This is a genomic window from Micromonospora sp. NPDC049903, assembly GCF_044460945.1.
Taxonomy (GTDB): Bacteria; Actinomycetota; Actinomycetes; order Mycobacteriales; family Micromonosporaceae; genus Micromonospora.
In genome coordinates, this window is the sequence record NZ_JBITKL010000015.1 from 43,447 (window position 1) to 67,132 (window position 23,686).

Genomic DNA, 23,686 nt, shown 5'->3' on the forward strand with positions numbered 1-23,686 from the left:
GCGCGCGCACCTAGCGTCGGCTGCGGAGGTTCGTTCGCATGCCTGCATCGACACGACACCACAGGAAGCTCGCGGCGATCGTGCACTGCGTCGGTCTGCTCACGGCGCTGCCGGTCCTGCCGGCGGCCACCGCCCCGGACGCACCGGCGCCCGGTCGGCCGCACGCGGCAGCCGCCACGCCCGAGCCCACCATGCCGTCGGCCCCGCCGGCGGTGCCCACGCCGACCCGGGTCGCCTCACCGGCGGCCAGGCCGGAGGTCAGCGTGGCGGTGAGACCGCAGAACACCGCCGCGCCCGGCTACCGCATCGAGGTCCGCAACCGGGGCGACGCGCCGGTCTCCACCACGGTGCGCCAGGAACTGCCGCAGGGCGCCACGGCGACGACGATCAGCGGCGGCGGCCGGGAGGTACGCCCCGACGGGTCACCGGCGACCGAGGTGACCTGGCGTCTGAGCCTGCCGCCGCACAGCACCAGGACGTTGGACACCACGTTGACCGCCGCCTCCGCGCAGCAACCGCTGACCACGCCCGCCTGCGCCTACGGCACCGACGACCAGCAGCCGTACGACTGCGCGTCGGCCACCTGGACGTCCCCGGCGGCACCGGCGGCCGGTGCGGCGGAGTCGGGCTGGCGGCACCAGGCACCCGCGCTGCTGGCCGGTGCGATCGCGGTGCTGGTGCTCGGCGTGATCGGCTTCGTCACCTGGCGTCGACGCGAGCGACCGGTCGCCGCCGCGCTGGCCTCGGAGGGCCGGGGGACGGTGTACCCGCGTCCGGCCACGCCACGGCCCCCGGTCCGTCGCCGTACGCCGCCGGTCTGGCTGGTGGTGCCGGTGGCCGCGACGGTGCTCATCGTCACGATCGGTGTGGCGGCGTGGACCGCCACCCGGCGGGTCGCCGCGATCGACACCGACAGCCAGCCAACCAGCGGCGCCTGGAAGGGCACCGGGATCAGCGGTGGCATCGGCGTGCCGCTGACCGAGGACGCGTTCGAGTTCACCGTCTATCGGATGGCCTGTGAGCCGGGCCGGGGCGCCCGCCAGTGCCAGGCGACCGTGGGGGTGCGCAACGTCACCCCGGAGCACCACAGCTGGCACGGCAAGTTGCAGCGGGCGTACCTGGCGGACGGCAACTGGGTCACCACCGACGAGCAGGCCACCCGGCGGGCCAACCGGGGGCGGGACGTCTTCGCCGAGCCGATGGCGGCGGGCAGTCGTACGGTGCTGCCACTGGTCTTCACGGTCGACGGCGCGGAGCCGCCCCGGCACCTGGAGTTGCGCAGCGGGGTCTTCTCCGCCGGCGTGCGGGTGGACGTGCCCTGACCGACGGGCGGGCGGCGGTCGTACCCTGGGACGATGACCGCCGCCCTCGCCCCCGCCGTGCTCGACGCGGCCGACTGGCAGGCGCGCCGCCGCGCCCACGAGGAGCGGGTGGACGGCTGGCTCAGCGGGCACCTGGAGCGCCGCAGGCGGGGTGAGAAGCATCCGGTGGAGGACTTCCTCTTCACCTACTACTCGTGCCGGCCGGCGCAGTTGCGCCGCTGGCATCCGGGTGCGGGGGTGCTGTTGCGCGAGGCGGACGCGGTCGACTTCGGTCCGGACTACCGGCTGGTCGACGGTGGGGTCGTCCTCGACACCGGGGCGGTCCTGGCCCGTCGTGCCGAGTCGGTGCGCTGGATCGGATCCCTGCTGGCGGCGACCTCGGGACGCCCCGCCCACCTGGGCTGTTTCGGGATGCACGAGTGGGCGATGGTCTACCGGCAGAACCAGGACGAGGTCCGGCACCGCGCCTGGCCGCTGCGGCTGAGCCCGGAGCGCACCGCCGAGGTCGTCGAGGAGCGCGGCGTACGGTGCAGCCACTTCGACGCGTACCGGTTCTTCACCGAGCCGGCCCGCCCGCTCAACGTGCTCCGGCCGACCCGGGACACGCAGCACGACCACGAGCAGCCGGGCTGCCTGCACGCCAACATGGACCTGTACAAGTGGGCGTACAAACTCTCCCCGCTGGTGCCGTCGGAGCTGGTCGCCGATGCCTTCGCGCTGGCCCGGGAGATCCGCACGCTGGACATGCGGGCCTCGCCGTACGACCTGGCGGCGCTCGGCTACCCGCCGGTGCGGGTGGAGACCCCGGAGGGGCGGGCCGCGTACGCCGGGGCGCAGCGGGATTTCGCCGAGCGGGCCGCGGTGCTGCGCGATCGGCTGCTGGCGGCGATCCCCGTCTGACAACCGGGCGGGGCCACCTCCGATGGACGCGGCCCCGCACCGATGCTCAGGAGGCCGTGCAGCTCACCGTCGGGACGGTGGGGGTGCCGCCGGTGCTGGCCAGGAAGCCGAACGTGGTCTGGGCACCCGAGGCCAGCACGCCGTTCCAGCCCGCGTTACGGGCAGTGACCGTCGTTCCACTCTGGACCACCTCGGCACCCCACGCCTGAGTGATCCGTTGACCGTCGGCGGTGTCGAATCGTACCGACCAACCGGCGATCGCGGTCGACCCTCCATTACGGACAGTCACCTCTCCTTGGAATCCGCCCTGCCACTGTCCGGCCACCCGGTAGCTCGCCACGCAGCCGCCCGACGGCGGCGTGGGCGTGGGTGTCGCGGGAGGTGTGGGCGTCGCGGTGGGCGTGGGCGTGGGTACGCCGGTCAGGGCCGCCACCAGCGCCGGGTACCAGCGGTCGGCGATCTTCTGGTCGCCCGCGGCGTTCGGGTGCACCCCGTCGTACGTGTCGGTGGTGGTGCTGAAGCCGGTCCACTGGTCCACCACCACGATCGGCGACTGGGCGGTGGTCTTGCCCGCCGCCCACCCGTCGACGGCGTTGTTGAGGGCGACGACCCGCTGGCCGCACTCGGGGCAACTGCTCGGCGCCATCGGAATGATCTTCGCGACCAGGACGCGCATGGCGGGGTTGGCGGCCCGCATCTGGTCCACCAACCGGCCGTACGCGGCCAGGATCGTGGCCGGAGCGAGGTTGCTCCACACGTCGTTGGTGGCGAAGTGCATGAGGACGACGTCCGGGCGGGTGGCCGACAGCCAGCCCGGCAGCAGGTTCTGGTTGGCCACGTTGGTCACCAGGTATCCGCCGTGCCCCTCGTTGTCGCCGTCGTACGGCTGGCCGCAGCCCTGTGGGCCGAGGGTGCCGACGAAGTCGACGGCGGTGTGCCCGGCGGACTGGAGGCGGTTCCAGAGCACCGCCCGCCAGCAGCCCGGCGAGCCGGTGATGGAGTCACCGAGCGGCATCACGCGGACCGGGTCGGCAGCGGCGACGGCAGGTGCCGGTCGATCGTCGGCGGAAGGGGCGGCCGGTGCGGCGGCGGAGGGACTGGCCGCGACCGAGCCGGCGGCGAGGGCGAGGACGACCGCCGCGACGGCGGCGGTGGAGGCGGTCAGCAGGGACCTTCGGAGCATGGTGGAGGGACTCCCGTCACGTATGGTGGCTGCGGTGTGACCGGCCCTGGCGCTCCCGCCGACAGTCAACCAGACGCAACGACGTTCATCAATCGACGGCCGCACCCACCGCCCCGCGCGCGCTACTCGCCGTCCGCCCGGCGGTCGCGTTTGCGCTGCGAGCGGCGCTTCTTCTCGGCGAGCCGACGCTCCTTGGCGGCCCGCGACGGGCGGGTCGGCCGACGCGGCGGGGGTGGCGGCGCGACCGCCTCGCGCAGCAGGGCGGCGAGCCGCTCCCGGGCCGCCTCGCGGTTGGCGAGTTGCGCCCGGTGCTCACTGGCGGCGATGGTCAGCACGCCGTCGACCAGGCGGCCGGCGAGCCGCTCCAGCGCCCGCGCCCGCAGCGACTCCGGCAGGCTGGGCGACCCGGCCAGGTCGAAACTCAGCTCGACCCGGGAGTCGGTGGTGTTGACCCCCTGGCCGCCGGGCCCGGACGACCGGGAGAACCGCTCCCGCAGCTCGGCGGCGGGGACACTCCACCGGTCGGTCACCCGCAGTCCGTCGTCCACGCACCGAGGCTAACGTGCCGGCGGCTACTTCGGAGCACTGCTCGGATTCGACTCCGGCACGGTCGACTCGTCGCCACCGACCGCCGCGTACGCGACCGCCCCGACCAGCAACAGGGCGATCACCCCGACCTTCGTGGTGACCACCTTGATCAGCAGCCAGGCAGCGCGACGCGCGCCGGGCACGGTCTTCTTCGCCGCCTGATAGTCGTTCCAGCCGCGCCGGGCCCGCGCGTACGACGACCCGACACCACTTCCGATGATGAGGCCCACCAGCAGGAGGACCGCGATGAGAGGACGCTCCACCCACGCCAGTATCCATACTCAGCGTAATATTTCCATTCTCCGATCATTGACCGCCAGAAACCCGACAGACCGCGCATCCGCACGTAATCGGACAGTGACCGTACGTGATATCAGCCGCCCTTGCCGATGATCGTGTCGGCGGTCTGCTGCACCTGCTCGATCGGGATGGCGAACCCGATGCCGATCGAGCCGTTACCGTCGATGGTGGCGATCGCGGTGTTCACCCCGACCACCTCGCCCCGGGCGTTGACCAGCGGCCCCCCGGAGTTGCCCGGGTTGATCGAGGCGTCGGTCTGCACCGCCCGGTGCCGGTTGTCGCCGAGGCGGACCTGGCGGTCCAGCGCACTGACGATCCCCGCGGTGACCGTGCCCGGCAACCCCAGCGGCGAACCGACCGCCAGCACCGGCTCGCCCACCCGGGTCGATCCCGGCTTGGCCAACGGCAACGCCGTCAACCCGGCGGACGACGGCACCCGGAGCACGGCGAGATCGCTGCCCGGTTCCCGGCCCACCACCTCCGCCGCGAGCCGCCGGCCGTCCGGCAGCTCGACGGTCACCGCACCGCGTCCCTTGGCCAGGATGTGGTCGTTGGTGATGATGTGCTGCTCGGTGTCGACGGCGAACCCGGAACCCGTCGCCGAGGCGCCGCCCCCGTCGCCCACCAGCACCGACACCACGCCGGGCACGGTCTTCTCGGCCGCGGTGACCAGCTCGGCCGGCACCGGGGCGGCGGACGCCGCAGCCGGACCCGGCGCACCGTCACGACCGGCCACCCAGCCCCCGGCCAACGCCCCCGATCCGGTGGAGAGCGTCACCACCGCCAGCCCCGCCAGCAGCCGGCGACGCCAACTCCACGCCGCCCGGTCACCGCTCGTCCCGTCCGGTCCGCCCCGCCCGTCCGGGCCGAGGTCCGGCGAGACGAACCAGGGCCCGCGTGGCTCACCCAGTCCGGTCTGCACTGCCATTCGTACGCTCCTCACGTGTGGCGGGCCCGGGTCGGCCGGGGCGCCGGGGCGGATCAGGGCAGGCGGGAGAACCACCGCATCGAGCCGTACGCCGCACCCATCGCGAACACCAGTCCGAGCCCGATGAACCGGGACGAGACGTCCTGCCGTACCTTGCGCCAGCCCACCGAGCTGCCGATGTCGTCGTAGACGGCCCGCAGCTCGTCGCTCGTCGCGGCCTCGTGGAAGACGCCGCCGGTCTGCTCGGCGACGGCCTGCAACGTCTCGCCGTCCACCGGCACCTGGATCGGCCGACCGCCCCGGTCCACGAAGCCGCTCAGCGTGCCGAACGAGATCGTGTGCACCGGCACCTCGACCGCGACGGCGTCGGCGGCGGCCTCCATCGGGTCCATCCCCGAGGTGTTCGCCCCGTCGGAGAGCAGGATGATCCGGGCCGGTGGCGGTTGGGTCGCGGCGGCCTCGTCCAACGCCTTCACCGCCCCCAGCGAGGTGCTGATCGCCTCGCCGATCGCGGTGCCCTGCACGCCGGTCACCCCCTCGGCGAGACGCTCGATGCCGTCGTGCAGGGCCTCCCGGTCGGTGCTCGGCGGCACCAGCACCGCCGCGCTGCCGGCGAAGGCGACCAGCCCGACGTTGAACTCGTCCGGCAGACCGTCGACGAACCGCCGGGCGGCGCTCTTGGCGGCGGTGAGCCGGTCCGGGTCCACGTCGCCGGCGAGCATCGAGGTGGACACGTCCACCGCCACCATCACGGTGGCCCGTTCCCGGGGCACCCGCACCTCGGCGGTGGGTCTGGCGAAACCCACCACCAGCAGCGCCAGCATGGCCAGGAAGAGACCGGCGGGCAGGTGCCGCCGCCAGGTCGGTCGCCGGGGCGCGACCCGGTCGAGCAGCCGCAGGTTGGTGAAGCGGACCGCGTAGCGGCTGCGCCGCCGTTGCGCCACCAGGTAGGCCAGCGCCAGGGCCAGCACGCCGAGCAGGAGCCAGAGCCGCACCGGTGACTGCCAGATCATGCCGCACCTCCCCGGTGCGGTCCGGCTCCGGCGGCGGCCAGCCGCCGTTGCGCGTGGACGTGCCGCACGACGTCGGTCGCCCAGTCCCGGTCGGTGCGCAGGCTCAGGTGGGTCGCGCCGGACCGGCGTACCGCGTCCCGGACCTGGTCGCGTTGGGCGGCGGCGGCTGCCGCGTACCGCTCGCGCAGCCGCCGGTCGCCGGTCCACACCTCGCGCCGCTCGCCGGTCTCCGGGTCGGCCAGGGTGATCAGGCCGACGTCCGGCAGTTCCAGCTCACGAGGGTCGGTGATCTCCACCGCCAGCACCTGGTGCCGCACGGCCAGCCGACGCAGCGGGCGTTCCCAGGTGGCCGGCAGCCGGGGATCGTCGGGCAGACCGTCGAGGAAGTCGGAGACCACCACTACCAGGCCGCGCCGATGGGCCACCCGGTGCACCGCCGCCACCGCGTCGGAGAGGTCGGCCGCGCCGGGCGACGGCCCACCGGGCCCGTCGTGGCCGCCCACCCGGGGTTCGGCCAGCAGCCCGCGCAGCAGGCCGAGCAGATGGGTACGCCCACCGCGCGGCGGCAGCCGACGCAGCCCGGAGGCGGTGAGCACCTGGGCGCCGAGCCGGTTGCCCGGACCGGTGGTGAGGAAGCCGACCGTGGCGACCGCGGCCACCGCCAGTTCCCGCTTGTCCAGCTCGGCGGTGCCGTACTCCATGCTGGGGCTGGCGTCCACCAGCAGCCAGGTGGTCAGTTCCCGGTCGGCGTCCACCTGCCGGACGTGCGGCACGGTGGTCCGGGCGGTCACCGACCAGTCCATCCGGCGGACCTCGTCCTCGCCGGGCCGGTACTCCCGGCTGCCGGCGGGTTCGCTGCCCGGGCCGGGCAGCAGGCCCCGGTGCTCGCCGTGCAGCATGCCGTCGAGGCGGCGGGTGACGGTCAGCTCCAACCGACGCAGCCGCTGGTCCGGAGTGAGGTCGGCGAGCACCGGATCGGCCGGTACGGGCACCGGGGCGGATCGGCGGGCCATCAGGCGGCGGCCAGGTCAGGGGCGTACTCGGGCTGGCCGGTGGCCGCCACCCGGGGCAGCGGGACCACCTCCACCAGGCGGCGCACGACGGCCTCGGCGGTCACCCCGTCGGCGACCGCGTCGAAGGAGAGCACCAGCCGGTGCGACAGCACGTCGCCCGCGAGTTCCCGGACGTCCTCGGGCAGCACGTACTCCCGGCCGCGCAGCAGCGCCTGCGCCCGCGCGGCGGCGACCAGGCCGAGGGTGGCGCGCGGGCTGGCGCCGTACGCCAGCAGCGGGGCGATCTCCGGCAGCCCGAACCGGACCGGGTCCCGGGTGGCGAGGATGAGACGGACCACGTACTCGGCGATCGCGTGGTGCACGAAGACCTGCGCGGCCTGCCGCTGGAAGGCGCGCAGGCGGTCCGCGTCGAGCACCGGACGGGCCCGTGGTCGGTCGGCGCTCATCCGATAGAGGATGGCCAGTTCGTCGGCGCCGTCCGGGTAGCCGACGAGGATCTTCATCAGGAAGCGGTCACGCTGCGCCTCGGGGAGCTGGTAGACCCCCTCCGACTCGATCGGGTTCTGGGTGGCCAGCACGAGGAACGGCTCCGGCACCCGGTAGCTGCGCCCGCCGATCGAGACCTGACGTTCGGCCATCGCCTCCAGCAGCGCGGACTGCACCTTGGCCGGGGCCCGGTTGATCTCGTCCGCGAGCACCAGGTTGGCCATGATGGGCCCGAGTTCGACGTCGAAGCTCTCCTTCGACGCCCGATAGATGCGGGTACCGACGATGTCCGAGGGGACGAGGTCGGGAGTGAACTGGATGCGGGAGAAGGTGCCGCCGACGACCGTGGCGAGCGTCTGCGCGGCGAGCGTCTTGGCCACCCCCGGCACGCCCTCCAGGAGGCAGTGCCCGTCGGCGATCAGGGCGACGAGCAGGCGCTCGACGAGCCGATCCTGCCCGACGATCACGCGTTTGACCTCGAAGAGCGTCTGGTCCAGCTCGGCTGCGGTCGCGTCCGGATCGACCGGGCTGGGCAGGCTGGCCATGGTGTCCGAGATGTCCGTCACGGTGCTTGCTTCCCGAGGCGGACCTCGGGCAAACGTCGGAATTACCGGCCCTGCCCGGCCCAGACGGGTCGACCGCCACCGTTACGACGTGGACCGTCCCGGACGCCGCGAAGGTGCCGGTCGCGGTCGTTCGGTGCCGAACCGGGACGGCGGTCCCGCAGCACGACAACGGCCCCCGCCCGGCGGGGCGGAGGCCGTTGACAGTGCGCCGCTCAGCGGTGCACGAGAAGGAAGAACGGCAGGTCGGCGGCGACGCCGGCGGAGTTGCGCGTCTGGATGAACACCCCGTTCGGAGTGAGCAGCCGAGGTGCCACCGAGACCTCCCCGCCGGGCGGGACGCAGCACGAGTCCGGCCGGCCGATCGTCGCCACGTAGATACCCGTGGTGACGTTGCTGCCGAACTGCACCTCGTACTGGCCGACGCCGTACTTGATGACGACCCCGTCACCGCGGGCCTTGGTGCCGTTGGCGTTGACCGCCGTCGCGTACCCGGAGGTGCTGGCGGCGGCGACCTCGCCCTTGGCCAGCAGGGACCGGGCGCTGTTCATCGAGGCGGTGGTGACCGCCGGCTGCTGCGCGGTGGCGCGGGCGGTGGGCTGGTTGCCCGACACGGTGGGCTTCGCCGCGGCGATACCACCGCCGGCGAGGGCCAGGGCCAGGGCCGCGATCGACACCGCGGCCGCCTTCCGTCGGAAAAATCTGGTCATGACAGGTCTCCCTTGGTGACCGTGGGGATACACCCGACCCGCGACACGCGGGGCGGATAGTGCCTATTTCGAGGTCGGGCCGCAGTGACCGCCGAACGCTGGATGCGTCATTTTTATTCGCTTCCACAAACGGCTGCACTCGATGGCCCACAAACGCTCTGAGCTGGGAAAATCTCCCGACCGCAACCACCCGACCAGCAGGAACGTAACACCGGAAAATACCGTCGGTCAATAACCCTTCACGCTCCTGAAGCAATGTCGGAACATCGTCAGCAATTGTGAGAGACACATTCGCGAACGAGGCGTGAGAACCATTCGGTCAATCGCGTACGCGGTGGATCTCCGCCGATCGCCGGTCGTCGGGCGACGGCTACCCTGCCTGCTGTGGCGATCACCCTCGGCCGGCCGTCGACGCTGTCCGGACGTACCGTGCTCTGCTGGCTCGCCGTCGCCCCCGGGGCCGGGTGGGCGGTCGTCCGGCTGGCCGGGCTGGACCGGGGACCGTTGGTGCAGGCGCTGGCCTTCACGCCGTACGCGCTGCTCGGCAGCCTGATCCCGGTGGTGCTCGCGGTCGCCCTGCGACGCCGCTGGCCAGCGGTGGTCGCGGCGGTGACCACGGCGGCGCTGCTCGCGGCGGTCGTGCCCCGCGCGCTGCCCTCGCCGCAGCCGACCGTCGACGGGCCGGAACTGCGCGTGCTCACCGCCAACCTGCTGGCCGGTGCCGCCGACCCACGGACGGTGGTCGCGCTGGTCCGGCAGGCGCGGGTGGACGTGCTGGTGGTGCAGGAGTTCACCCCGACGGCCCAGGCCGACCTGGACCGGCTGGGCCTGGCCGACCTGCTCCCCCATCGGCAGCTCAACCCGATGGACGGCACGCCGGGCTCCGGGCTCTACGCCCGCCACCCGATCGGCGACGGCGGCGTCCGCCAACTCCGTGGCGGCTGGAGCTTCACCCAGGCGTACGCGACGGTGGCGGTGCCCGGGGCGCCGGCCGTCCGTGTCGAGTCGGTCCACCCGGCGGCCCCGTACGCGGTGGACCAGGTGCCCGGCTGGCGCGCGGACCTGGCGGCCCAACCAGCGGCCACCCCGGACGGGCCGCTGAGCATCCTGGCCGGTGACTTCAACGCCACCCTCGACCACGGCCCGCTGCGTGCCCTGCTACGCACCGGGTACGCCGACGCCGCCGCCTCGGTCGGCGCCGGGCTGACCGGCACCTGGGGGCCGTACGACGGTGACCCCATCCCGCCGGTCGTGATCGACCATGTACTGGTCGACCGCCGGATCGCGGTACGCGCCGTGACGGTGCACCCGCTACCCGGCAGCGACCACCGGATGGTCCTCGCCGACCTGCGCCTGCCCTCGACCGCCGGCTAGCCGGGTGCGGTGCTACACGCGGGCGCGGTCGAGGCCGTACGTCAGCGCGTCGACCAGGGCGTGCCAGCTCGCCTCGACCACGTTGGGGTGCACGCCGACGGTGGTCCAGCCACCGCCCCGACCGTCGGCGGTCTCGACCAGCACCCGGGTGACCGCGCCGGTGCCGTGGCTGCCCTCCAGGATGCGGACCTTGTAGTCGGCCAGCTCGAAGTTGCGCAGCTCCGGGTAGTGCCGGCCGAGGCCGACGCGCAGCGCCTCGTCGAGCGCGTTGACCGGGCCGTTGCCCTCGGCCGTGGCGATCACCCGCTCGCCGCGTACCCGGATCTTGACGGTCGCCTCGGAGACCACCGCGCCGTCCTCGCGGTGCTCGACCAGCACCCGGTACGACTCCAGCGCGAACGGCCGGGCCGGTGCCGCGTCCGGCAACTCGGAGCGGACCAGCAGCTCGAACGAGGCGTCGGCGGCCTCGAACGACCAGCCACCGGCCTCCAGTTCCTTGACCCGGTTGGTGACCCGGGACAGCGTCTCCGGATGGCCGGCCAGATCCAGCCCCAGCTCACGACTCTTGAGCTCGATGCTGGCCCGGCCGGCCATCTCGGTGACCAGGATCCGCATGTCGTTGCCCACCACCTCGGGTTCGACGTGGTTGTAGAGCAGCGGATCCACCTTGATCGCACTCGCGTGCAGCCCCGCCTTGTGGGCGAAGGCGGCGGCCCCGGCGTACGCCTGGTGGGTGTCGGGGGCGATGTTGGCGATCTCGGCGATGGCGTGGGAGACCCGCACCATCTGCTCCAGGCAGCCCTCCGGTAGGACCGGCAGCCCGAGCTTGAGCTGGAGGTTCGCCGCGACGGCGAAGATGTCGGCGTTGCCCGGCCGCTCGCCGTACCCGTTGGCGGTGCCCTGCACGTGGCGGACGCCCGCCTCGACGGCGGCGAGGGTGTTGGCGACCGCGCATCCGGTGTCGTTCTGCGCGTGCATGCCGAGCACCTCGGGCGCGACCCCGATCCGGTCGGTGAGGTCGGAGATGGCCGCGGTGACCCAGGAGGGCAGCATCCCGCCGTTGGTGTCGCAGAGCACGAACCGCTCCGCCCCGGCTGCCAGCGCCGTCTCCACCACCGACGCCGTGTACGCCGGGTCGTGGCGGTAGCCGTCGTAGAAGTGCTCGCCGTCGACGAAGACCCGACGCCCCTCGGCGACCAGGTGGGTCACCGTGTCGTGGATCATCGCCAGGTTCTCCTTGGCGGTGGTGCGCAGCGCACGCTCGACGTGCCGCAGGTCGGCCTTGGCCACCAGGGCGATCGCCGGGGTCTGCGCGTCGAGCAGGCCGCGCACCTGCGGGTCGTCGGCGGCGACCGCGCCGGCCCGGCGGGTGGCGCCGAAGGCGACCAGCACCGCGTGTTTCAGGTCGAGTTCGGTACGCGCCCGACGGAAGAACTCGGTGTCCTTGGGCACCGCACCCGGCCACCCGCCCTCGATGAAGCCGACGCCGAACTCGTCGAGCAGCCGGGCCACCGCGAGCTTGTCGACCACCGAGTAGCTGACCCCCTCGCGCTGGGCACCGTCGCGCAGGGTCGTGTCGTAGACCTGGAACGTCATGGGGGAGATCCCTTCGTACAGGCACCGGCCGACGCAACAAAAAGACCCCCCGCGGATGCGGGAGGTCTGCGCGCTCGGCGGAGGGAGAAGCCGGCGCGCTAGTTGCCAATAATGAGGGCGGTGCTGGTCACGGTGGGTACTCTGCCACTCTCGGACAGCCTGTGGGAGCAACAACCCACATGTCGGGACGGGACATCGAGGCGGATTCCCCGCAGTGGGTGTAGAAGACGTCGCGCCGGGTACGTTTCTTCGGGACAGCGAACCACTTCCTCCGAGACGACTGACCACAGTCGGGGCAGGAGAGATCCCCATGGACAGGATCAACCCGGACAGCACGCACGCCACGCCCGACCCGGCGCTGCACGGCACTCAGTCCGACCCGACGCTGCGCGCGGTGTCGAGCGAGGACGTCACCATCCAGGGCGACCAGGGGACGGTGCCCGGCGGCGCCCCCGCCGGCGCCTTCGACCCGTGGAGCTACCGGGACGAGGCCGGAGTGGCCGGCGCCAACCTGGTCGGCTACAAGGTCGAGGCCACCGACGGGTCGATTGGCAAGATCGACAGCAACAGCGCGGAGGTCAACGCGAGCTACCTGGTCGTCGACACCGGGCCGTGGATCTTCGGCAAGAAGGTCATGCTGCCCGCCGGCACCGTCAACCACGTCGACCACGAGGAGCAGAAGGTCTACGTCGACCGCGAGAAGGACCAGATCAAGGCCGCTCCGGAGTACGACGAGACCGCCACCGACCCGGCGTACCGGGACAAGCTCGGCGGCTACTACAACGACACGTACGCCGCCACCCCGCCCGGCTCCCTCCGCTGACGACTCCCCTGCTTGGGCGTACGGCCTGACGGCCGGTGGGCATCCGCCCGCCGGCCGTCTACCGTGACAGGGGTGGACGCCATCGAGGTCAACCGCAGGATCCCGTTCACCACGACGTTCAACTTCCGGGACGTCGGCGGCTACCGGGGGCACGACGGCCGGACCGTACGCACCGGCCGGCTCTACCGCTCCGACTCGCTGCACCGCATCGGCGACGGCGACCGGGACGCCTTCGCGGCGCTCGGTGTCCGCACGGTCATCGACCTGCGTCGGCCGCACGAGGTGGAGCGGGACGGCCGGGTCCCCGAGTTCGACGGGCTGACCTACCGCAACATCCATCCCGAGCACGCGGAGTGGGCCGGGCTGTACGACTCGCACACCGACCTGGCCCGCTACCTCGCCGACCGGTACGCCGACCTGGCCCGCACCGGCACGGCCGGGCTGGCCGAGGCGATCGGGCTGATCGCCGACGCGGCGAACAGCCCGGTGGTGGTGCACTGCGTGGCCGGCAAGGACCGCACCGGGATCGTCTGCGGGCTGACCCTCGCCGTGCTCGGCGTCGACGACGAGGAGATCGCGTCGGACTACGCGTTGAGCACCGAGGCCTCGCAACGGTTCAGCGAGTGGGTGGCCGCCACCCTGCCCGACGCCCCGGCGTTGCCGGCGCCGTTCCTGTCCTCGCCGGCCGAGACGATGCTGCTGTTCCTCACCGAGATCCGGGCGGGCCACGGCTCGGTCGAGGACTACCTGCGGCACGCCGGAGTCACCGACGAACAGCTCACCGCCCTGCGCACCCATCTGCTCGCCTGAGCGAGCGCACCCGACGCCGCTGCCGCGCGCACGGCGCTGCACCGTCCGGATGTTAGGAAGGGTCCCCTGCTATGCCGTAGGCGTTAGCAGGGGACCCTTCCTTGCATCTCAGAGCAGCTCAGAACGGCTCAGAGCACGCGGTGGACCCAGCCGGCCGGGTCGGTGCCCTTGCCCCGCTGGATGTCGACGAGCTGCTGACGCAGGCCCATGGTCACCGTGCCCGGCGCGCCGCCGCCGACGGCGAACTCCCCCTCGGGGAAGCGCACCACGCCGATCGGCGTGATCACCGCCGCCGTGCCGCAGGCGAAGACCTCACGCAGCCGGCCGCTGGCGGCGTCGGCCCGCCACTCGTCGAAGGTCACCGGACGCTCCTCGACCCGGTGTCCGGCCGCCTCGGCGAGCATGATCACCGACTCCCGGGTGATGCCGGGCAGGATGGTGCCGGTCAGCGGCGGGGTGGCCACCGAGCCGTCGTCGTAGACGAAGAAGACGTTCATGCCGCCCAACTCGTCGACGTACTTGCGCTCCACCGCGTCCAGGAAGACCACCTGGTCGCAGCCGTGCTCGATGGCCTGCGCCTGGGCGGCCAGCGACGCGGCGTAGTTACCGCCGCACTTGGCCGCGCCGGTGCCACCGGGCCCGGCCCGGGTGTAGTCGGGCGAGACCCAGACCGTCACCGGCTTGACGCCGCCGGAGAAGTACGCCCCCACCGGCGAGGCGATCACCGAGTAGAGGTACTCGTTGGCCGGCCGGACACCGAGGAAGACCTCGCTGGCGAACATGAACGGCCGCAGGTAGAGGCTGCCGTCCTCGCCCTCCGGGATCCACTCGCGGTCGATCTCGATCAGCCGGTGCAGCGAGTCGACGAAGGTCTCCTCGGGAAGCGTCGGCATCGCCATCCGGGTCGCCGAGATGTTGAACCGGGCCGCGTTGGCGTACGGGCGGAACATGGTCACCCCGCCGTCCGCAGCGCGGTACGCCTTCATCCCCTCGAAGATCTCCTGCGCGTAGTGCAGCACCGCGCTGGCGGGATCCATCGGGATCGGCGCGCGCGCCTCGACCCGGGCGTCGTACCAGCCCTTGCCCTCGGCGTAACGGACGGTGATCATGTGGTCGGTGAACACCCGACCGAATCCGGGGTTGGCCAGCAGCGCGGCCCGATCGGCGGCGGATACCGGCGCGGGATTCGGACGGATCTCGAAGTCGAGCTTGTCACCACCGCTCATTGCGCTGACCTCCCTGGGGGTACGACGACATGCGCCGACCGCATGCCGGAAACTTTTGTGCCAGAAACTTACCCCGAACGGTCGTTCAGCGGGTAGGTCGACCGGCGGGTAGCAAGCCGACAACCGGTACGGAGCCCACGGAACGTGCTGATCGACGCGGGGTCGTGCCGAGGTCCGGGAGTTCGCCCGGCGCGCACCTCGAACCCTCGTCACCGGGACCACCGGCGACGCAGCGGCAACCTCAGGCGGATACCTGCGCGGCGATGCGGTCGCCTACCTCGGCCGTACGCAGGGTTACGTCCGGGCCACGGGCGGCCAGTTCCGCGCTGACCGCGGCGGTGATCCGACTGGCGGCGTCGGCGTGCCCGAGCTGGTCGAGCAGCAGGGCACCGGAGAGCACGGCGGCGACCGGGTCGGCCACGCCACGTCCGGCGATGTCCGGCGCGGAGCCGTGCACCGGCTCGAACATCGACGGGTACGTCCCGTCCGGGTTGATGCTGCCACTGGCGGCCAGGCCGATCCCGCCGGTGACCGCGGCGGCGATGTCGGTGAGGATGTCACCGAAGAGGTTGTCGGTGACCACCACGTCGTACCGCTGCGGCTGGGTGACCAGGAACATCGCGGCGGCGTCGACGTGCTGGTATTCGGTGGTGACGTCCGGGTGCTCGGCGGCCACCGCCTCGAAGGTGCGGGCCCACAACGAGCCGGCGTGGGTGAGCACGTTGGTCTTGTGCACCAGCGTCACCTTGCGCCGCTCGCGCCGACGGGCGCGGGCGAAGGCGTCCCGGACCACCCGCTCCACCCCGTGCCGGGTGTTCAGGCTCTCCTCGGTGGCGATCTCCGCCGGGGTGCCCCGGTGCAACGCGCCGCCGGCACCGGCGTAGAGGCCCTCGGTGCCCTCGCGGACGACCACCAGGTCCACCTCACCGGACTTGACGGTGGCCAGCGGGCTGGCCACGCCGGGCCAGAGGCGCGACGGGCGGAGGTTGACGTACTGGTCGAAGGCGAACCGAAGCTTGAGCAGCAGTCCCCGCTCCAGCACGCCGGGCGGGACGGTCGGGTCGCCGACCGCGCCGAGCAGGATCGCGTCGTGCTCGGCCAACTCGGCCAGCACCGAGTCGGGCAGCACCTCGCCGGTGCGGTGGTAACGTGCCGCGCCGAGGTCGTACTCGGTCGCCTCGACGCCCGGCAGCACCGCGTCGATGACCTTGCGAGCCTCCGCGACCACCTCGGGTCCGATCCCGTCTCCGGCCACCACCGCGATCCGTGCCACCGTCAGCTCCTTCGCTCGTATCGGGTCGACCGTACGCTGCCGTCCCGCCTCCCGGTACGAGTGTTCCACTTTTCGGGAAATCACCGACGCACAGCACCTTCCCAGGAGGCATTCATGGGGCGGTCATGTCCGCTGCCTACGGTGATCCCCAACGGGCCACCCGGCCCGGACGGTCGGCGTAACGGCGCGGCGGACGTCGAGGAGGGGGCAGACACGATGTGGACCGACGAGCAGCCACGGACCCGCTGGATCGACCCGGCGGTCTTCCGCTACCGCCGGCCCGACCTGCGGCTGGGCACCCGCGATCCCAAGCCGGACCGCAGCGGCACGGTGGCCGGCGACCGGATCGCCGTCACGCACACCGTCCGCACCTCGACCGCGCAGTACCGCCTGCTGTTGAACGCCCCCGAGTGGCTCGGCCGCCGAGGCGTCGGCGAGGCGCTGCGGGACGCCGTCGCCGAGCTGCGCGCCATCGACCTGATCTACAGCCCGCACCGACCGGAGAGCCTGGTGTCCCGGCTGCGTCGGGACGAGATCAGCGCCGATTCGTACCCGCCGCTGGCGGAGCTGGTCGACCGGTGCGCCGCCATGCGGGCGGCCACGGACGGCTGGTTCGACGCCTGGGCGGTGCCCGGCGGGTTCGACCCGGGCGGCCTGCTCGGTGGGTGGGCGGTCGAGCGGGCCGCGGCCCGGCTGCGCGCCGCCGGCATCCACGACTACGCCGTGCTCGCCGGCGCCGACCTGGTGGTACGCGGAAACGCCGCACACGGTGGGCCATGGCGGATCGCGGTGCACCACCCGACCGACCGTCGCCGGGCACCGCTGGTGCTGGAGATGACGGCGGGCGCGATCGGCACCTCCGGGGTGACCGGACGGCAGGGCCATGTGGTGGATCCGCACACCGGTGAGCCCGCCGACGAACTGATCGCCGCCACGGTGGTCGGTCCCGACCTGACGGTGGCCGACGCGTACGCCACCGCCCTGTACGCCGCCGGGCCGGCCGGACTCGCCTGGTTCCGGTCCGATTCGGACTACCACGCGTTGTCCGCCACCCGGCGCTGACTCGGGAGGCGTGCACATCGGCACGAGGTGGGAGTGTCGAGTGTGGGTGACGGCAACGATCGGCCTCCACGGCCGCGGCAACGACCGTGGAGGCCGGTCGGCGACGAATGCGCATGGCTCACGCAATCGAGGGGTGCGGGCCGGTCGGCCGGACGTCGACCTCGCCACCCGAAGACGGGCCGCTGCCACGAACTCGGCCGGTAACCGCCCCCGTACGCTATCGAATTGACGTGATTCGCGGCAAGGGCTCCACAGGGGAGCTTCTGGAACGATTCCATCGGCGCGCTAACGCTCTCGCAACCGGGCCGTTTTCGACAAGGTGCACACCGGATGGCACGCTGTCCGCCGTGAGTTTCGATCTGAGCGTGTGGGCCCTGCCGGACGGGGCGACGCCCGAGGACGTACGAGCCGCGGTGCAGCAGTGCCGGAACGGCCGGCACGGCGAACGCCAACCGGACCCACGGGTGGTGGCCTTCTATCGGGCGATCACCGCCAGCTACCCCGATCGGCCGAACGGCTCCCGGACGCCCTGGGCGGTGATGCCGCTGCACGCGGCGGCCGACCACGTGGAGATGAACCTGGATCCGGGCTGCCCCGACCAGGTGCTGCTGGACATCGAGCGCTTCGCCGGCGAATACCGGCTGATGCTGTTCGACGCGCAGGACGGCTCGGTCTATCCGCCGCCGGCCGTCCGACTGCCCGGCTGACCGCTCCGCCCGGCCGCGCACCGACACCCCGGTCGGTTCCGCGCGACGGACGGCGACACGACGAAGGGGCCCGGCCGGCGGCCGGGCCCCTGTCGGTCGCGTGTGGACTACTCGTCGCGCAGGTCCGCCGCGCTGGCCGCGGTCGCGCCGATCGAGTCGGCGGCCGAGGTGAGCAGCTCGGCACCGAGCGCCTGGTCGACGGTGAGGGTCATCAGCGTCTCACCACCGGCCTCCCGGCGGGCCACCTGCATCGCGGCGATGTTGATGCCGGCCTCGCCGAGCAGGGTGCCGACGGTGCCGACCACGCCCGGGCGGTCGGCGTACCGGAGGAACAGCAGGATGCCCTCCGCACCGATCTCCACGTCGAAGCCGTCCACCTCGGTCAGCTTGATGATGTCCCGGGTGCCCGCGTGGGTCACCGTGCCGGAGACGCTGACCGTGCGGCCGTCGGGCAGCGCGCCGCGCACGGTGACCAGGACCGGGTACTCGACGGTGTCGGTCTGGGTGGTCAGCGACACCTCCACGCCGCGCTGGGCGGCCAGGTGCGGCGCGTTGACGTAGGTGACCTGCTCCTCCACCACGGAGCTGAACAGCCCCTTGGTGGCGGCGAGCTTGAGCACGGTGACGTCGTGGTCGACGATCTCGCCGCGTACCTCGACGGTGACGCTGGCGGCGATCCCACCGGCGACGGCGGTGAACGCCCGGCCGAGCTTCTCGGCCAGCGGCAGCAGCGGGCGTACGTCCTCGGCGACCACGCCACCGGCCTGCACGTTGACCGCGTCCGGCACGAACTCGCCCTGCAGGGCCAGCTTGACGCTCTTGGCCACGGCCAGACCGGCCTTGTCCTGCGCCTCGGCGGTGGAGGCGCCCAGGTGCGGGGTGGCCACCACATTGTCGAGGGCGAACAGCGGCGAGGAGGTGCACGGCTCCTTGGCGTACACGTCCACACCGGCGCCCGCGACGCGGCCCTCGGCCAGCGCGTCGGCCAGCGCCTGCTCGTCGACCAGGCCGCCCCGGGCGGCGTTGACGATCCGCACGCCCGGCTTGACGATGGACAGCTCCTTCTCACCGATCAGGCCCACGGTCTCCGGGGTCTTCGGCAGGTGGATGGAGATGAAGTCGCTCTCCCGCAGCAACTCCTCCAGCCCGACCAGGCGTACGCCGAGCTGCGCGGCGCGAGCCGGCTGGATGTACGGGTCGTACGCGATCAGCCGGGTGCCGAAGGCGGCGATGCGCTGCGCGAACAGCACGCCGATGCGGCCCAGGCCCACCACGCCGACGGTCTTGCCCTGCATCTCGACGCCGGTGTACTTGGACCGCTTCCACTCCCCCGCCTTGAGCGCGGCACTGGCGCTGGCGGTGTTCCGCGCGACGGCGAGCAGCAGCGCGACGGCCTGCTCGGCGGCGGAGACGATGTTGGAGGTGGGGGCGTTGACGACCATGACACCCCGCGCGGTGGCGGCGGGCACCTCGACGTTGTCCAGACCCACTCCGGCCCGGGCCACGACCTTGAGTCGCGGTGCGGCGGCGATCGCCTCGGCGTCGATCTGGGTGGCACTGCGGACGATGACGGCGTGGGCCTCGGAGAGCGCCGAGAGCAGAGCCGGGCGGTCGGTGCCGTCGACGTGCCGGACGTCGAAGTCGTGGGCGAGCACCTCGATGGCGGCGGGGGCGAGTTCTTCGGCGATCAGTACGACAGGAGTCATTGGTCCTCGTAGATGTCGTCAGAGCGGTCGGCCGGTGCGGGGACGCTGCGCTGCGCCCGGCGCGGGCGGGGCCATGGCCGTCAGGTGCCGCCTGGAGCACCTACCGCGATCGTAGGGGGCGGCCAGCCCGGCGCGCCCCGGACCACGGGGTGAGTGCCCTCACAAACCGGACGTCACGTGCGTGTTAACGATCGTTAGCCACCCCGGTGAACAGCACGGCACCCGGTCCCGACGTCGGGGAGAACGTCGGGACCGGGTGCCGTCGGTGAGAGTGCTCTCAGGTGGCCGAGATCTCAGGCCGTCTCGGTGATCGGCCGGTCGACCCAGCTCATCATGCCGCGCAGCTTGGCGCCGGTCTCCTCGATCGGGTGCGCCGCGCCCTCCGCCTGCCACTTGCTGAAGTTGGGGCGCCCGGCCTCGTCCTCGGCGACCCACTCGCGGGCGAACTCGCCGTTCTGGATCTCACTGAGGATCTTGCGCATCTCCTCCTTGACCCGGCCGTCGATGACCCGCGGGCCCCGGGACAGGTCGCCGTACTCGGCGGTGTCGGAGACGCTGTACCGCATCCGCGCGATGCCGCCCTCGTACATCAGGTCGACGATGAGCTTCAGCTCGTGCAGGCACTCGAAGTAGGCCACCTCGGGGGCGTACCCGGCCTCGGTGAGCACCTCGAAACCGGTCTGCACCAGCGCCGCGGCACCGCCGCAGAGCACCGCCTGCTCGCCGAAGAGGTCGGTCTCGGTCTCCTCCTTGAAGGAGGTCTTGATCGCGCCCGCCCGGGTGCCACCGATGCCCTTGGCGTAGGACAGGGCCAGCGCGAGCGCGCTGCCGCTGGCGTCCTGCTCGACCGCGACCAGGCAGGGCACGCCCTTGCCGTCGGCGTACTGCCGGCGGACCAGGTGACCGGGGCCCTTCGGGGCAACCATCGCCACGTCCACCTCAGCGGGCGGCGTGATCAGGCCGTACCGGATGTTGAAGCCGTGCCCGAAGAACAACGCCTTGCCGGCGCTGAGGTTCGGCGCGATCGACTCGGCGTAGACGTGCCGCTGCGCGGTGTCCGGCGCCAGCACCATGATCACGTCGGCCTCGGCGGCCGCCTCGGCCGGGGTGAGCACCCGCAGGCCCTGCTCCTCCGCCTTGGCCCGGCTCTTCGAACCCTCCGGCAGACCGATCACCACGTCGACACCCGAGTCGCGCAGCGACAACGCGTGGGCGTGGCCCTGGCTGCCGTACCCGATCACGGCGACCTTCTTCGACTGGATCAGGCCCAGGTCGGCGTCGTCGTCGTAGTACACCTCAACGCTCATGACTTCCCTTTCGTACGGCGGCCGCAGTGGCCCGTCGTGGCTTCGTGGTTGCCGCGGCCTCAAGGAGCCGGGCCGGCGGTTCGGTTCGGACGGCCCGCGCGACGGGCCGGCGGTCTCGGGTCAGGCGGCCCGCAGGGCGGGGCCGGCGGTGATGGCGCGCGAGCCGCGGCCGATCGCCACCAGGCCGGACTGCACCATCTCCTTGATCCCGAAGGGTTCGAGGTCGCGCAGCAGCGCGTCGAGCTTGTCGGGGGTGCCGGTGGCCTCGACGGTGAGCGTGTCCGAGGCCACGTCGACCACCCGTGCCCGGAACAGGTTGACCGTCTCCAGGACCTGGGCGCGGGCGTTGCGGTCGGCACGCACCTTCACCAGCAGCAGCTCGCGCGCCACCGAGGTCGACGGGTCCAGCTCGACGATCTTGAGCACGTTGACCAGCTTGTTGAGCTGCTTGGTGACCTGCTCCAGCGGCGACGACTCGGCGTTGACCACGATGGTGATCCGGGAGACGTCCGGGTTCTCGGTCTCACCGACGGCAAGGCTGTCGATGTTGAAACCCCGCCGGGAGAACAGCCCGGAGACCCGGGCCAGCACGCCCGGCTTGTTCTCCACCAACACGGAGAGCGTATGCATGGTCATGCCACGACCTCGCTGCGCTCGGTCGCGCCATGACGCGACAGTGGGCTGAGCCCGATGATTCGTTCGCTACGCTCACTCATTAAATATCGTCCTCGTCGAAGGTCGGGCGGACGCCACGGGCGAACATGATCTCGTCGTTGCTGGTGCCGGCAGGAACCATCGGCCACACCATGGCGTCCTTGCCGACCACGAAGTCGATCACCACGGGCGCGTCGTTGATGGCCATCGCGGCCTCGATGGTCTTGTCGACGTCCTCGGCGTTCTCGCAGCGCAGCCCGATGCAGCCCAGCGCCTCGGCGAGCTTGACGAAGTCCGGGATACGGTGCTTGTGCGTGCCGAGGTCGGTGTTGGAGTACCGCTCGCCGTAGAACAGCGTCTGCCACTGGCGGACCATGCCGAGGTTGCCGTTGTTGATCACGGCGATCTTGACCGGGATGCCCTCCAGGGCGCAGGTTGCCAACTCCTGGTTGGTCATCTGGAAGCAGCCGTCGCCGTCGATCGCCCAGACCACCGTGTCCGGCATGCCGACCTTGGCACCCATCGCCGCCGGCACCGCGTACCCCATGGTGCCGAGGCCGCCGGAGTTCAGCCAGGTCTGCGGCTTCTCGTACGAGATGAACTGGGAGGCCCACATCTGGTGCTGGCCCACCCCGGCGACGTAGATCGCGTCCGGTCCGACGATCTCGCCCAGCCGCTTGATCACGTACTGCGGGGAGAGGGTGCCGTCGCCGGGCTCCTCGTAGCCCAGCGGGTACCGCTCACGCAGGTCGTCGAGCTGCGCCCACCAGTCGGTGATGTCGGTGCCCCGGCCCGCCGCCCGCTCGGCGTTGACCGCCGCCAGCAGCTCGTCGATCACGTGCCGGGCGTCACCGACGATCGGCACGTCCGCGTGCCGGTTCTTACCGATCTCGGCCGGGTCGATGTCGGCGTGCACCACGGCGGCGTCCGGTGCGAACGAGTCCAGCTTGCCGGTGACCCGGTCGTCGAACCGGGCGCCCAGCGCCACGATCAGGTCGGCCTTCTGCAGGCCGTAGACGGCGGCGACGGTGCCGTGCATGCCGGGCATGCCCAGGTGCTGCCGGTGCGAGTCGGGGAAGGCGCCCAGCGCCATCAGCGTGGTGATCACCGGGATGCCGGTCAACTCGGCCAGCTTGCGCAGGCCCTCGGTGGCACCGGCCTTGAGCACACCGCCGCCGACGTAGAGCACCGGGCGACGGGCGTTGCTCATCAGCCGGGCCGCCTCCCGGATCTGCTTGCCGTGCGGGTGCAGGGTGGGCCGGTAGCCGGGCAGGTCCAGGGTGGGCGGCCAGGCGAAGGTGGTCGGCGCCTGGAGCACGTCCTTGGGGATGTCCACCAGCACCGGGCCGGGACGGCCGGTCGAGGCCAGGTGGAACGCCTCGGCCAGCACCCGCGGGATCTCGGTGGCGTTCTGCACCAGGAAGTTGTGCTTGGTCACCGGCAGCGTGATGCCCTGGATGTCCGCCTCCTGGAAGGCGTCCGTGCCGATCGAGGGCCGCGCCACCTGACCGGTGATCGCCACCAGCGGCACCGAGTCCATGTACGCGTCGGCGATCGGGGTGACGAGGTTCGTCGCGCCCGGCCCGGAGGTGGCGATGCACACTCCGACCCGGCCGGTGGCCTGCGCGTAACCGGTGGCCGCGTGCCCTGCGCCCTGCTCGTGCCGGACCAGGATGTGCCGGACGGTCGAGTCGTAGAGCGGGTCGTACGCCGGAAGGATCGCGCCACCCGGGATACCGAAGACGACGTCGACGCCGAGCGCCTCGAGGGAACGCACCAGCGAACCGGCGCCCGAGACCTGGGACTGGGCCTGGGTGGGGCGTACCGCCGGGGTGGGGGTGGCGGCGCGGGCGGCGTCGGTGGTCTCGGCGGCGCTACGGGCCCGCCGGGCGGAGTGGGCGAGGGTCTCTGGCGTGGGTCTCGTCATGGCGGTTTGCCTTCGGCTGGAGTGGGTGGGGCTGCTCACGGGTGGACGCGGCGATCCGGCGGCGTCCGATGGGTTCGACGGCAAGAAAAAAGCCCACGTGCCAGATGCACGGGGCCAGCGCACTCTCGGTCAGGGAGAGTGCGCTCAGGTAAGTACTCGCAGCGACCGGTTCGACGACATGGGCCAAGCCTGACGCATCTCACGCGATGAGTCAA

General features: G+C 72.2%; 22 protein-coding genes. 7 read left to right on the top strand and 15 right to left on the bottom strand.

What is annotated here, in order from left to right:
* Positions 1-38 precede the first annotated feature (38 nt).
* Positions 39-1,322: a hypothetical protein gene (locus tag ACIBO1_RS21570; RefSeq protein ID WP_396749208.1), complete on the top strand. Its 1,284-nt coding sequence runs from the start codon at positions 39-41 to the stop codon at positions 1,320-1,322.
* 33 nt (positions 1,323-1,355) lie between these two features.
* Positions 1,356-2,222 carry a 3-methyladenine DNA glycosylase gene (locus ACIBO1_RS21575; RefSeq protein WP_396749210.1) on the top strand — a complete coding sequence of 289 codons (867 nt, stop codon included), beginning with the start codon at positions 1,356-1,358 and terminating at the stop codon, positions 2,220-2,222.
* 46 nt (positions 2,223-2,268) lie between these two features.
* Here ACIBO1_RS21575 and ACIBO1_RS21580 read toward each other — a convergent pair whose 3' ends face one another.
* From ACIBO1_RS21580 to ACIBO1_RS21615, 8 genes are all read right to left on the bottom strand, one after another.
* Positions 2,269-3,405 carry a cellulose binding domain-containing protein gene (locus tag ACIBO1_RS21580; RefSeq protein WP_396749212.1) on the bottom strand — a complete coding sequence of 379 codons (1,137 nt, stop codon included), beginning with the start codon at positions 3,403-3,405 and terminating at the stop codon, positions 2,269-2,271.
* A 122-nt stretch (positions 3,406-3,527) separates the two neighbouring features.
* On the bottom strand, positions 3,528-3,953 hold the full coding sequence (arfB, locus tag ACIBO1_RS21585; protein ID WP_396749215.1) for an alternative ribosome rescue aminoacyl-tRNA hydrolase ArfB: 426 nt from the start codon (positions 3,951-3,953) through the stop codon (positions 3,528-3,530).
* Between the two features lie 24 nt (positions 3,954-3,977).
* Positions 3,978-4,256 carry a hypothetical protein gene (locus tag ACIBO1_RS21590; protein WP_350693586.1) on the bottom strand — a complete coding sequence of 93 codons (279 nt, stop codon included), beginning with the start codon at positions 4,254-4,256 and terminating at the stop codon, positions 3,978-3,980.
* Positions 4,257-4,366: 110 nt separating this feature from the next.
* A complete protein-coding gene (locus ACIBO1_RS21595) occupies positions 4,367-5,221 on the bottom strand; it encodes a S1C family serine protease (RefSeq protein WP_396749217.1) in 855 nt (284 codons plus the stop codon).
* Positions 5,222-5,274: 53 nt separating this feature from the next.
* A complete protein-coding gene (locus tag ACIBO1_RS21600) occupies positions 5,275-6,234 on the bottom strand; it encodes a VWA domain-containing protein (protein ID WP_396749220.1) in 960 nt (319 codons plus the stop codon).
* Positions 6,231-7,247 (bottom strand): DUF58 domain-containing protein, encoded by a 1,017-nt coding sequence (locus ACIBO1_RS21605; protein ID WP_396749222.1) that lies wholly within the window; start codon positions 7,245-7,247, stop codon positions 6,231-6,233. Before ACIBO1_RS21605 ends, ACIBO1_RS21600 begins: the two co-directional genes overlap by 4 nt.
* Positions 7,247-8,299, bottom strand: coding sequence for an AAA family ATPase (locus tag ACIBO1_RS21610; RefSeq protein ID WP_396749225.1), 1,053 nt, complete (start codon positions 8,297-8,299; stop codon positions 7,247-7,249). The genes ACIBO1_RS21605 and ACIBO1_RS21610 overlap by 1 nt, the downstream gene beginning before the upstream one ends.
* Positions 8,300-8,511: 212 nt before the next feature.
* The gene (locus tag ACIBO1_RS21615; protein ID WP_396749228.1) at positions 8,512-9,006 is read right to left on the bottom strand and encodes a hypothetical protein; all 495 of its coding nucleotides are present in this window, start codon (positions 9,004-9,006) and stop codon (positions 8,512-8,514) included.
* A gap of 384 nt (positions 9,007-9,390) precedes the next feature.
* On the opposite strand from ACIBO1_RS21615, the gene ACIBO1_RS21620 reads away from it, so the two are divergent.
* Positions 9,391-10,380 (top strand): endonuclease/exonuclease/phosphatase family protein, encoded by a 990-nt coding sequence (locus ACIBO1_RS21620; protein ID WP_396749230.1) that lies wholly within the window; start codon positions 9,391-9,393, stop codon positions 10,378-10,380.
* A gap of 12 nt (positions 10,381-10,392) precedes the next feature.
* On the opposite strand, the gene cimA is transcribed toward ACIBO1_RS21620, so the two are convergent.
* The gene (gene cimA / locus ACIBO1_RS21625) at positions 10,393-11,976 is read right to left on the bottom strand and encodes a citramalate synthase (RefSeq protein WP_396749233.1); all 1,584 of its coding nucleotides are present in this window, start codon (positions 11,974-11,976) and stop codon (positions 10,393-10,395) included.
* A gap of 310 nt (positions 11,977-12,286) precedes the next feature.
* On the opposite strand from cimA, the gene ACIBO1_RS21630 reads away from it, so the two are divergent.
* Positions 12,287-12,799 carry a PRC-barrel domain-containing protein gene (locus ACIBO1_RS21630; RefSeq protein WP_396749236.1) on the top strand — a complete coding sequence of 171 codons (513 nt, stop codon included), beginning with the start codon at positions 12,287-12,289 and terminating at the stop codon, positions 12,797-12,799.
* Between the two features lie 72 nt (positions 12,800-12,871).
* Entirely contained in the window at positions 12,872-13,609 is a 738-nt protein-coding gene (locus ACIBO1_RS21635) for a tyrosine-protein phosphatase (RefSeq protein WP_396749238.1), read from the top strand.
* 128 nt (positions 13,610-13,737) lie between these two features.
* On the opposite strand, the gene ACIBO1_RS21640 is transcribed toward ACIBO1_RS21635, so the two are convergent.
* Positions 13,738-14,835, bottom strand: coding sequence for a branched-chain amino acid aminotransferase (locus ACIBO1_RS21640; RefSeq protein ID WP_396749240.1), 1,098 nt, complete (start codon positions 14,833-14,835; stop codon positions 13,738-13,740).
* Between the two features lie 241 nt (positions 14,836-15,076).
* A complete protein-coding gene (locus ACIBO1_RS21645) occupies positions 15,077-16,108 on the bottom strand; it encodes a 3-isopropylmalate dehydrogenase (RefSeq protein WP_396749242.1) in 1,032 nt (343 codons plus the stop codon).
* Positions 16,109-16,324: 216 nt separating this feature from the next.
* On the opposite strand from ACIBO1_RS21645, the gene ACIBO1_RS21650 reads away from it, so the two are divergent.
* Complete coding sequence (locus ACIBO1_RS21650) at positions 16,325-17,170, top strand: FAD:protein FMN transferase (protein WP_396749426.1); 846 nt, start codon at positions 16,325-16,327, stop codon at positions 17,168-17,170.
* Between the two features lie 347 nt (positions 17,171-17,517).
* Complete coding sequence (locus ACIBO1_RS21655) at positions 17,518-17,877, top strand: hypothetical protein (RefSeq protein WP_350693568.1); 360 nt, start codon at positions 17,518-17,520, stop codon at positions 17,875-17,877.
* Positions 17,878-17,984: 107 nt separating this feature from the next.
* Here ACIBO1_RS21655 and serA read toward each other — a convergent pair whose 3' ends face one another.
* From serA to ACIBO1_RS21675, 4 genes are all read right to left on the bottom strand, one after another.
* Positions 17,985-19,583 (bottom strand): phosphoglycerate dehydrogenase, encoded by a 1,599-nt coding sequence (serA, locus tag ACIBO1_RS21660; protein ID WP_350693566.1) that lies wholly within the window; start codon positions 19,581-19,583, stop codon positions 17,985-17,987.
* A gap of 293 nt (positions 19,584-19,876) precedes the next feature.
* Complete coding sequence (gene ilvC, locus ACIBO1_RS21665) at positions 19,877-20,890, bottom strand: ketol-acid reductoisomerase (RefSeq protein WP_396749245.1); 1,014 nt, start codon at positions 20,888-20,890, stop codon at positions 19,877-19,879.
* A gap of 120 nt (positions 20,891-21,010) precedes the next feature.
* Positions 21,011-21,526, bottom strand: a complete 516-nt coding sequence (ilvN, locus tag ACIBO1_RS21670) for an acetolactate synthase small subunit (RefSeq protein WP_350693563.1) — start codon at positions 21,524-21,526, stop codon at positions 21,011-21,013.
* Between the two features lie 79 nt (positions 21,527-21,605).
* Positions 21,606-23,471, bottom strand: a complete 1,866-nt coding sequence (locus ACIBO1_RS21675) for an acetolactate synthase large subunit (RefSeq protein ID WP_396749247.1) — start codon at positions 23,469-23,471, stop codon at positions 21,606-21,608.
* Positions 23,472-23,686 lie beyond the last annotated feature (215 nt).

Excerpts from the sequence above, each read along its gene's own strand:
- ACIBO1_RS21570 (WP_396749208.1), top strand. The coding sequence starts at position 39 with ATGCCTGCATCGACACGACACCACAGGAAGCTCGCGGCGATCGTGCAC.
- ACIBO1_RS21575 (WP_396749210.1), top strand. The coding sequence starts at position 1,356 with ATGACCGCCGCCCTCGCCCCCGCCGTGCTCGACGCGGCCGACTGGCAG.
- ACIBO1_RS21580 (WP_396749212.1), bottom strand. The coding sequence starts at position 3,405 with ATGCTCCGAAGGTCCCTGCTGACCGCCTCCACCGCCGCCGTCGCGGCG.
- ACIBO1_RS21595 (WP_396749217.1), bottom strand. The coding sequence starts at position 5,221 with ATGGCAGTGCAGACCGGACTGGGTGAGCCACGCGGGCCCTGGTTCGTC.
- ACIBO1_RS21600 (WP_396749220.1), bottom strand. The coding sequence starts at position 6,234 with ATGATCTGGCAGTCACCGGTGCGGCTCTGGCTCCTGCTCGGCGTGCTG.
- ACIBO1_RS21605 (WP_396749222.1), bottom strand. The coding sequence starts at position 7,247 with ATGGCCCGCCGATCCGCCCCGGTGCCCGTACCGGCCGATCCGGTGCTC.
- ACIBO1_RS21615 (WP_396749228.1), bottom strand. The coding sequence starts at position 9,006 with ATGACCAGATTTTTCCGACGGAAGGCGGCCGCGGTGTCGATCGCGGCC.
- cimA (WP_396749233.1), bottom strand. The coding sequence starts at position 11,976 with ATGACGTTCCAGGTCTACGACACGACCCTGCGCGACGGTGCCCAGCGC.
- ACIBO1_RS21630 (WP_396749236.1), top strand. The coding sequence starts at position 12,287 with ATGGACAGGATCAACCCGGACAGCACGCACGCCACGCCCGACCCGGCG.
- ACIBO1_RS21640 (WP_396749240.1), bottom strand. The coding sequence starts at position 14,835 with ATGAGCGGTGGTGACAAGCTCGACTTCGAGATCCGTCCGAATCCCGCG.
- ACIBO1_RS21650 (WP_396749426.1), top strand. The coding sequence starts at position 16,325 with ATGTGGACCGACGAGCAGCCACGGACCCGCTGGATCGACCCGGCGGTC.
- serA (WP_350693566.1), bottom strand. The coding sequence starts at position 19,583 with ATGACTCCTGTCGTACTGATCGCCGAAGAACTCGCCCCCGCCGCCATC.
- ilvC (WP_396749245.1), bottom strand. The coding sequence starts at position 20,890 with ATGAGCGTTGAGGTGTACTACGACGACGACGCCGACCTGGGCCTGATC.
- ilvN (WP_350693563.1), bottom strand. The coding sequence starts at position 21,526 with ATGACCATGCATACGCTCTCCGTGTTGGTGGAGAACAAGCCGGGCGTG.
- ACIBO1_RS21675 (WP_396749247.1), bottom strand. The coding sequence starts at position 23,471 with ATGACGAGACCCACGCCAGAGACCCTCGCCCACTCCGCCCGGCGGGCC.